Origin of the sequence: Providencia sp. M-27 (assembly GCF_011077905.1) — a bacterium.
Classification (GTDB): Bacteria; Pseudomonadota; Gammaproteobacteria; order Enterobacterales; family Enterobacteriaceae; genus Providencia; species Providencia huaxiensis.
The window spans coordinates 88816-96526 of record NZ_JAALBT010000014.1 but is presented as its reverse complement, the minus strand read 5'-3'; the positions used below and the strand labels follow the sequence as shown (position 1 = coordinate 96526).

General features: G+C 36.9%; 9 protein-coding genes. 5 read left to right on the top strand and 4 right to left on the bottom strand.

Annotation, left to right across the window (positions count from 1 at the left end):
* Together G6Q48_RS22065 and G6Q48_RS17435 are read left to right on the top strand one after the other, a co-directional pair.
* A partial coding sequence (locus G6Q48_RS22065) for a VENN motif pre-toxin domain-containing protein (protein ID WP_207393052.1) occupies nucleotides 1–1180 on the top strand: 1180 nt, incomplete at its 5' end.
* Nucleotides 1181–1185: 5 nt separating this feature from the next.
* The gene (locus G6Q48_RS17435; RefSeq protein WP_102139479.1) at nucleotides 1186–1542 is read left to right on the top strand and encodes a hypothetical protein; all 357 of its coding nucleotides are present in this window, start codon (nucleotides 1186–1188) and stop codon (nucleotides 1540–1542) included.
* On the opposite strand, the gene G6Q48_RS17430 is transcribed toward G6Q48_RS17435, so the two are convergent.
* On the bottom strand, nucleotides 1529–1774 hold the full coding sequence (locus tag G6Q48_RS17430) for a SymE family type I addiction module toxin (protein WP_336431273.1): 246 nt from the start codon (nucleotides 1772–1774) through the stop codon (nucleotides 1529–1531). The two genes, G6Q48_RS17435 and G6Q48_RS17430, sit on opposite strands and share 14 nt — an antisense overlap.
* A gap of 6 nt (nucleotides 1775–1780) precedes the next feature.
* On the bottom strand, nucleotides 1781–2179 hold the full coding sequence (locus G6Q48_RS22865) for a hypothetical protein (protein WP_242685830.1): 399 nt from the start codon (nucleotides 2177–2179) through the stop codon (nucleotides 1781–1783).
* A gap of 352 nt (nucleotides 2180–2531) precedes the next feature.
* On the opposite strand from G6Q48_RS22865, the gene G6Q48_RS17420 reads away from it, so the two are divergent.
* The 3 genes from G6Q48_RS17420 (at nucleotide 2532) to G6Q48_RS17410 (ending at nucleotide 4986) form a co-directional block, all read left to right on the top strand.
* Nucleotides 2532–2918 (top strand): thioredoxin family protein, encoded by a 387-nt coding sequence (locus G6Q48_RS17420; RefSeq protein WP_166267781.1) that lies wholly within the window; start codon nucleotides 2532–2534, stop codon nucleotides 2916–2918.
* 42 nt (nucleotides 2919–2960) lie between these two features.
* Entirely contained in the window at nucleotides 2961–3755 is a 795-nt protein-coding gene (locus G6Q48_RS17415; protein WP_102139476.1) for a sulfite exporter TauE/SafE family protein, read from the top strand.
* Between the two features lie 223 nt (nucleotides 3756–3978).
* Entirely contained in the window at nucleotides 3979–4986 is a 1008-nt protein-coding gene (locus tag G6Q48_RS17410; RefSeq protein WP_102139475.1) for a LacI family DNA-binding transcriptional regulator, read from the top strand.
* 158 nt (nucleotides 4987–5144) lie between these two features.
* On the opposite strand, the gene G6Q48_RS17405 is transcribed toward G6Q48_RS17410, so the two are convergent.
* Nucleotides 5145–6116 carry an ABC transporter permease gene (locus G6Q48_RS17405; protein WP_004905244.1) on the bottom strand — a complete coding sequence of 324 codons (972 nt, stop codon included), beginning with the start codon at nucleotides 6114–6116 and terminating at the stop codon, nucleotides 5145–5147.
* A 10-nt stretch (nucleotides 6117–6126) separates the two neighbouring features.
* A complete protein-coding gene (locus G6Q48_RS17400; RefSeq protein WP_102139474.1) occupies nucleotides 6127–7611 on the bottom strand; it encodes a sugar ABC transporter ATP-binding protein in 1485 nt (494 codons plus the stop codon).
* Nucleotides 7612–7711: the final 100 nt, after the last annotated feature.

Sequence of the window (7711 nt, the reverse complement as noted above, 5' to 3'; positions counted from 1 at the left end):
AGGGGATAATCGCCGTATAGTCGAGTCAGGCACCGCTTTGATTCAAGGGCTTATCAGTGGAGATGTGAATAAAGCGGTAGCGAATGCGAGTGCGCCGTACATTGCGAACTACATCGGTCAACATATCGAAGATGATAAAGGGAAAATAGCCGCACACGGTATTGCGAATGTTGCATTAGCGTTGGCAAAAGGCGAAAATGCAGGCGCGCAGTCGCTCGGAGCAATGACAGCGGAAGCGGTTGGAATGTTATCTGAGAAACTGTATAACAAACCAGCTAGCCAGCTGACGGAAGATGAAAAAGCGACAGTCAGTGCATTTGCGAGTTTGGCAGCGGGTATTGCAGGCGGTTTAGTGGGTGGAGATACCTCGAGTGCAGGGAATGCAGCCCAAGCAGGGAAGACGACGGTTGAGAATAACTATTTATCGGGTGATATGTTCACCTTAGATAGGAAAATCAAAGAGGCTAAAAGAAAAGGCGAAGATATAACGCCAATTTTAGAAGAAGCTCGTGCAAAAGCTGAAAAGGATAGAGAGAAAAATAAAGCGTCATGCATAGATAACCCAGATTTATGTGGTTTCGGGCGCGAGTTAGCCAATGAAGCTTATAATGAAAACATGGCCAATGGGCTTTGGCTAGGTATTGATCCTGATGTTGTTAATTTCGTTCAAGAAGAAACAATTAAAGATAATGCAGTGATCAATCAGCATACCAGTGAGTTTGGTAAGGATTTAGCGGCTGTATCCGATATTGGAGCTACATTAGCAGGAGCAGGGGTCGGTAGTGTAATTGGAAGTAATATTGGTAAGGGAAATAATAAAGGTACTATTCCAAAACAATCTAACTCGAATAACTCAGTAAATATAGCAACTAATTTTACTAAAGCACCTCAAGCAATTTGGGGGCGTTCTTCAGATGATATAGCTAAAGATTTCAAAACAGCGGGCTGTGAAGTAAATGTCCGCCAGTCAACAAGAGGTTCTGGTCAGGCTGTTATTATTGAGGTCAAGGGGCATCCTGAAATTAGCCAAATCCAATACCACCCTGGAGGAGGTAGACATGGAGGCAGCTATTATAAAGTATCCACGACAACTCAAGGCACAATGAAAGTTGTAGACCCAAGTACATATAAGCCTACACAAGGTGAGAAAGCCACAATAATTAATAAAACTAAAGAGTAGAGATTATGGAACAATTAGAATGGATTACCCGTGCTTTTATGCAGCCAAGTGATACTCAAATGAGACTATTTCCTGATTTTGTAAATGTGGCAGATCAACTTGCAGTTGAGTGGGAAATAGCACTAGATGATATAAATTATGAATTATTATCTATTGAGCAAAGTTCTGCGATAAAAGAATTAGATGATTACATGTTGTCTATCAGCGGCTCAAATAATATCCATTTTTGGAACAATGAAGCTCTTTCATCTTATATAGAGTGGGAAAATATGAGAGCATTAGCTCGAAATGTTGTAGTTAGTATGGGATGGTCTGAAAGCCCCCCTCCGGAAGATAACGCAATATATATCAATCATGACTAACAAGTGATTTTAATAAGATCCCAGCCCCACACTGGGATCTCCTTAGCCGCCTTACTTCCCCTTCAGCCCACCGGATAATCAACTGTCCGGCTTGGCGAGTGAGGGTAAAGTGACTGCCCACCGTAAACCCCAACTCATTCAGCCACTTACCACTTAAGGTGAGTTGCGGGCTGGGGTTGGGTTTACCTCGGTTCGGGGCGTAACCCACTGTATATTGTCTGGTTTTGACCACTTCCAATTAATTACTCTTTGTTGTCCAGCGCTTCGCATCATGCATATGTAAGATGCTGTTGATCACGGTCTCAATCGCTTCTCTCTCTTTCTCATCTAGCTGTGAAATCGCTTCAAACTGTCGCTTATTAATGCAGGCAAAGGCGGTTTTGATATCACCGTCGGTAATCATACGCAACTCGATGGGGCGGTGATTAGCAGCACTGCGGACGCTGAAAAGAACAAGTTGGATACGGGCACGCTGGGCTTTGGGGATATCAAAAATAAAGCTGAGTACAAGGTGGATAGCCAAAGTGGCGGCTTTAGCACAGGTGGTTCTCCATTTGCAGACCAGCTCGCGAGTAATGCCGCAGGCTCCTTGTTGACCAATGTGAATAACAAAGGGAAAACCACGTGCTTTACGCACCGTGATCAGCCATTTGGAAAATGTTATGTTAAGGAGCTAAAGAGTTGAACTTGCCATACTCATGCAGTTGGATTTCGTTGAGATCCGTCAGATGCCTTTCTGCCATAATCTAAATAAAAAAACTAAAGGTTTTAATAAGTGTGAAGAGTATGGCTTAATTATAAAAATATTTATATTTTTCTAAATAATATGATTGCTATAACGTTTAAAATATAGATTAATATAAGTGTTGATGGTGCTTGAAAACTATTCTAACAATTTATTTATCTTAAATAAGAATAATGAAATATTTAATTAATATTGATCAACTAATGGATAAGAAGTGGTATATTATCTAGTATATTGTTTCTGTATGTTAGTTCAGGATAAATTGATAAAAAGGCAGCATATAATGCACAATATCTTATCACTAGATAGTGATAATTTCTCAAATATACTTTACCCTTTAGGGTCGCAAGGCCATCAGACGGTTGTCGTTTATTTTTCGGCATCTTGGTGCTTGCCTTGTAAAAATATGAAACCTATTTTTACTAAACTTTCTGAATATTTTCAAGAAAATAACATCATTTTTGGCATTGTTGATATTGCTCAATCTCCTACTTTGGCACCTCAATATGGTATAAAATCAGTGCCGACAATTGCGGTTTTTCAAGATACTCGGTTAATCGATATTATTGCAGGAGAAATGCTATTTAATAAGGTACTAATGGAATTGGAAAAAACGCTCAGTAAGCGTTAATATTCAGCGAATATATTTAATAATAATGATAAGACATTCATAATGTTAATACTGATATTAGAAGGGTTATTGATAGGCTGTCTACTAGGTTTGACGGGAGCTGGCGGGGGAATTCTTGCTGTTCCTGCTTTAATGGCAAGCCAAGATTGGAGTGTAGCATTAGCTGCACCTGTCGGGCTTTTAGCTATTACAATAGCGGCTTTTATTAGTGTTATTCAAGGGCTTATAAAAAAGAATATTCGCTATAAAGCGGCTATTTGGATAGCACTACTGAGTATTCCTTCCGCCAAGTATGGTATTTATCTTGCCCATATTGTTCCTCCGGTTTGGTTAACGCTTATTTTTAGCCTTGTTATGCTTTATGTCGGGGGGCGTATATTTTTCAATAGGGTTGATGAGCAAAATGATGCACATTGTTTAATTAATACTGAAACTGGGAAATTTATTTGGAACACTAAAACAGCGTTAATCTTTGGGGGGATTGGTGTCATTACAGGGTTACTTACTGGTATGCTAGGTGTCGGTGGTGGTTTTATTATTGTTCCTGCATTGCGAAAGTTCACTAATTTGAATATGAAGAGCATTATTGCAACATCGTTAATGGTTATTTTCTGTATTGGTAGTATTAGTATTTTCATTAATGTCTGGAATGGGTTCCAATATCCTAGAGAAATTAGTGTTGTTTTTATTGTTTCATGTGTCATTGGATTATTAATTGGTCGGTTAATAACACATTATATTTCTAATAAAACCATTCAAATGCTATTTTCAAGTGTTGTCATCTTTGTCGCTTTAGGATTGATCTCATCAGTATTAATTGAGTTAAATGTCATTTGAAATAAATTTCAAATATCAGATTATTAATTAAATTTTTATAATTTATGCTGTATGTCACTATTTTGAATTATCAGTCACTTATTCTTCTTAAAGAAAGTGAAATTGATTTATCTTCAAGCTCAAAAAGGTATAATGAACCATCGCATTTTTCTACCCTGATAATAGTGCAATGGATTACTAATATATTCTTCTGGGTAATCATTAAAGGTTGACTAGTATAATTATGACAAAACAAGATAGCTCAACAACGATAATTGATATAGCTAAACGTGCTAATGTAACGGATATTACTGTCTCTAGGGCATTTAATCATCCTGAGATGGTTAAGAAGGAAACTCGGGATAAAATATTAGCTATAGCACAAGAACTCAATTATGTGCCAAATCTTTTTGCACGTAATCTGAAAAATAAAAATAGCCGCATAATAGGTGTGGTTACTGATAGCACATTTAACCCTTTTTATGTCGTACTGATTCAAACGGTCTCACGTTTAGCGAAAGAAAAAGGCTATCAAGTCATGATTTTCGATTCAGATAGCGATGAAAAAGCAGAAAAAACAGCAATCGAAACCTTAGTTAGCTACAAAGCGAGTGGGATCCTACTATCGCCAGTTCGTGATGATAAAGACTATCAACCAAGTTACTTATCATTAATTGACCAGCATAATGTGCCTTTAGTTTTTGTTGACCGTTCAATTTATGGTTATCAGAATAAGTATTCGGGGTTGTTTTTGAAAAACTTTGAAATTGGCGCTTTAACAGGAAAGTTTCTTAACCAGCAAAATAGTGAAAATACACTTATTGTTTCAGGGCCAGAAGGATCTGAAATTAGTTTGTCTCGTTTAGCGGGTATATATGAAAACTTTCCAAATAGAAAAAATATTAATGTCTTATACAGCAGTTATATGTTTAATAAGAATGATGAAGATTATCTAAGAAAAAAAGTTCAAGAGCTTTATACGCCTAATATGTATATTGTTGGGCTAAATGGAATTATTACGGCAGGGATGTATAAAATTATTTTAGAACTAGGACTTTCTTGCCGTTATTTCTCTGTAGATTTACCACCCTATGCAGATACTTACCATTTATCTATTTCTGGTGTACATCATGATTCGGTATATCTTGGTGAATTAACAACAGAGTTATTATTTTCTGAGATAGAGCGAGATTCACATAAAGATCATAAAACAAAACAAATATTTGTTGATGGGAAACTTGTTGTTTATTAATAATATTTAGAATTAAAGTAGGTTATGCTCTTTATATACTCTAAAGAATTCGAGTTGTATGTAAGTGCAGTCAACATCCATACAACTTGAAGTATGAAAAATGTAAATAGGCAGGTAGCGATACCTGCCTATTTTAATGGCGATGAAGGACTATTAATTTAGCGTTTCATTGAGCTAATTAATGTCGCACCCCAAATAATTAGGCCTTTTACAATATATTGAACATAAGGTGAAATACCTAATAAATTTAAACCGTTATTAAGTACACCTAAGATCATTGCGCCAATGAGTGTGCCAATGATCATACCACGGCCTCCTGCTATTGAGGCGCCACCGAGTACGACCGCAGCAATCGCATCTAACTCAAAGCCTACCCCTGCATTGGGTTGCCCACTCATTACTCGAGAGGTAAATATTAACCCAGCGAATGCAGCAGTAAAACCGCTAATGACGTAAACTAACATTTTATAACGTTCAACGCGGATACCACTGAGGCGTGCAGCTTCTTCATTACCACCAATGGCGTAAATATAACGGCCAAAAGAGACATGATTTAGTACAACATAGAAAATAAGATAAAGGCCAAGCATTAATAAAATAGGAACTTGAATTCCCATTAACTCTTCGCGTCCCCAAAAAGCAAACTCTTGAGGTAATCCTGACACTGGGTAGCCACCGGTATAAATTAAGGCTAGCCCTTTAGCAATAATCATGGCGCCTAAGGTGACAATAATTGGTGGCATTTTACCATAAGCGGCTAAAATTCCATTAATGAAGCCAAAAGCAACACCGGATAATAAACCCAAAGCAATTGCGGCGTAAGGGTCCATTCCATAATACTTCATTAAGCCTGCCATCAAGGTTCCAGAAAGCGCCATAACAGCACCAACGGACAAGTCAATTCCACCTGTTAAGATAGCAAATGTCATACCTATGGCGATAATGGCATTAATAGAAACCTGACGAGCAATTGTCGAAAGGTTATTTACAGTTAAAAAATGTTCATTAAAAATGGACATGCAGACAAATAAAAGAATTAAACCAACAAGTGGTAAAAATGCAGGTATTTTTGTTAGCTTAGAAAAACTAAATTTATTTTTAGTTAATGGAATTGCACTTTGATTAGACATAGTCGTTATCCTATATAATATTGCCGGCCGCATGCACCATGATCTGAGTTGAGTTTATTTCGTCTCCAGTTAACTCAGCGGCAATTTCACCATCTCGAAAAACCAAAACTCTATCACTGACACCAATAACTTCTGGTAGCTCCGATGAAATCATAATAATGGAAATTCCTTTTTCAGTTAGAGAGCGCATTAATTGATAAATTTCTGATTTTGCCCCAACATCAATACCTCGAGTGGGTTCGTCGAAAATAAGAATTTTGGCTTGTTTATTTAGCCAGCGAGCAATAACAACTTTTTGCTGGTTTCCACCGCTTAAAGTAGAAACTGCAGTGTGAGGCTCTGGTGTTTTAACTTTTACTTGGGAAATTAAATCAATAGATAAAGTGAGTTCTTTTTTGTTTTGAATTAAAAATAATTTTTGAGCGTGATTGTTTAGCCATATATTTTCTTTAACGGAAAACGGCAATACAAGTCCTTGAGTTTTTCGGCTTTCTGGTAATAAACCGATACCTAATTGCAGTGCAGTCGCAGCTGATTTAACTTTAACTTCTTTGCCTTCTAAAACAACTTTTTTCTTGTAAGCCTTATCAGCACCAATCATGGCAAGAATAGTTTCTGTGCGACCTGAACCGACTAATCCAGCAAGCCCTAAAATTTCACCTTTTTTTAATTGAAGGTGGTTAGTTGGGCTATATGAAAAACGCTGAACTTCCGCATCTAAGATGACTTCTTGCTCGTTGAATTGGCGTTTATGAGGGTAAATATTTTCAACTTCACGGCCAACCATCATTTCGATAATAACGTCTAAATCTGTTTCATCGACCTTACGCGACCCTATATATTGTCCATCGCGTAGTACACTGATGGTGTCACAGATTTCATAAATCTCTTCTAAATGGTGGGAAATAAAAAACATTCCAACCCCTTTAGCTTTTAAATCGCGCATTACATCGAATAAATGGTTTGCTTCATTGGGTGTTAATGTCGCAGTTGGCTCATCTAACACTAAAATCTTAGCATCCAAAGACAGTGCTTTTGCGATTTCAACAAACTGTTGTTCTGCAATACTTAAATGACTAATGGGCTCATCAATATTAATGTTTACACCCAGTTCAGCTAGGATTTCCTGCGATTTTTTTCGCATTAATTTTCTATCTAATAAACCAAACTTATTTTTCAACTCTCTATTTAAAAATATATTTTCAAAAGCATTTAAATAAGGAATAAGAGAAAATTCTTGGAAAATAATACCTACGCCTGCTTTTATTGCATCTCTGTAGTTATGAAAGGTGTGTTCTTTGCCTTCAATCAGAATTTGTCCGCTATCAGGTTTATGTATTCCACATAACACTTTCATTAGCGTTGATTTACCTGCGCCGTTTTCACCTAATAATGCGTGAACCTCCCCTTTTTCTAGGGAGAGATTAATATTATCTAACGCCTTAACCCCAGGGAAAGTTTTACTGACATCTTTTAATGCTAATAATTGCATCATATTGCTTCCCTATATTTCTCAACTGCTTAAAAATGGGTAACAAAGCCATTTGGAATTTTTATTCCAATATGCATTTAATAATTAATATTTATGAAAATGT

Bases quoted from the DNA above. Each gene is read 5' to 3' on its own strand.
- G6Q48_RS17415 (WP_102139476.1), top strand. From the start codon at position 2,961: ATGTTAATACTGATATTAGAAGGGTTATTGATAGGCTGTCTACTAGGT.
- G6Q48_RS17405 (WP_004905244.1), bottom strand. From the start codon at position 6,116: ATGTCTAATCAAAGTGCAATTCCATTAACTAAAAATAAATTTAGTTTT.
- G6Q48_RS17420 (WP_166267781.1), top strand. From the start codon at position 2,532: ATGTTAGTTCAGGATAAATTGATAAAAAGGCAGCATATAATGCACAAT.
- G6Q48_RS17435 (WP_102139479.1), top strand. From the start codon at position 1,186: ATGGAACAATTAGAATGGATTACCCGTGCTTTTATGCAGCCAAGTGAT.
- G6Q48_RS17410 (WP_102139475.1), top strand. From the start codon at position 3,979: ATGACAAAACAAGATAGCTCAACAACGATAATTGATATAGCTAAACGT.
- G6Q48_RS17400 (WP_102139474.1), bottom strand. From the start codon at position 7,611: ATGATGCAATTATTAGCATTAAAAGATGTCAGTAAAACTTTCCCTGGG.